Source organism: Hymenobacter sp. IS2118 (assembly GCF_000715495.1).
In the GTDB taxonomy this organism is placed as follows: Bacteria; Bacteroidota; Bacteroidia; order Cytophagales; family Hymenobacteraceae; genus Hymenobacter.
The window spans coordinates 1-961 of record NZ_JNLX01000039.1; the positions used below are offsets into that span (position 1 = coordinate 1).

General features: G+C 52.1%; 1 protein-coding gene. It reads left to right on the forward strand.

Annotated elements, in window-relative coordinates; genetic code table 11:
• Positions 1 to 512 precede the first annotated feature (512 nt).
• A partial coding sequence (locus tag GM79_RS25930; RefSeq protein ID WP_227541806.1) for a nucleotidyltransferase domain-containing protein occupies positions 513 to 961 on the forward strand: 449 nt, incomplete at its 3' end.

Consider the following 961-nt stretch of genomic DNA (forward strand, 5'->3'; position numbering starts at 1 on the left):
GGGGGATCCGGCGCGCCTAGGCCTTGACGGCCTTCACTCAATTCGCCCTATAGTGAGTCGTATTACGTCGCGCTCACTGGCCGTCGTTTTACAACGTCGTGACTGGGAAAACCCTGGCGTTACCCAACTTAATCGCCTTGCAGCACATCCCCCTTTCGCCAGCTGGCGTAATAGCGAAGAGGCCCGCACCGAAACGCCCTTCCCAACAGTTGCGCAGCCTGAATGGCGAATGGGAGCGCCCTGTAGCGGCCACTCAACCCTATCTCGGTCTATTCTTTTGATTTATAAGGGATTTTGCCGATTTCGGCCTATTGGTTAAAAAATGAGCTGATTTAACAAAAATTTAACGCGAATTTTAACAAAATATTAACGCTTACAATTTAGGTGGCACTTTTCGGGGAAATGTGCGCGGAACCCCTATTTGTTTATTTTTCTAAATACATTCAAATATGTATCCGCTCATGAGACAATAACCCTGATAAATGCTTCAATAATATTGAAAAAGGAAGAGTATGCGTAGCCGTAATTGGAGCCGTACCCTGACCGAACGTAGCGGCGGTAATGGTGCGGTGGCGGTGTTTATGGCGTGCTATGATTGCTTTTTTGGCGTGCAGAGCATGCCGCGTGCGAGCAAACAGCAGGCGCGTTATGCGGTGGGCCGTTGCCTGATGCTGTGGAGCAGCAACGATGTGACCCAGCAGGGCAGCCGTCCGAAAACCAAACTGAACATTATGCGTGAAGCGGTGATTGCGGAAGTGAGCACCCAGCTGTCTGAAGTGGTGGGCGTGATTGAACGTCATCTGGAACCGACCCTGCTGGCCGTGCATCTGTATGGCAGCGCGGTGGATGGCGGCCTGAAACCGCATAGCGATATTGATCTGCTGGTGACCGTGACCGTGCGTCTGGATGAAACCACCCGTCGTGCGCTGATTAACGATCTGCTGGAAACCAGCGCGAGCCC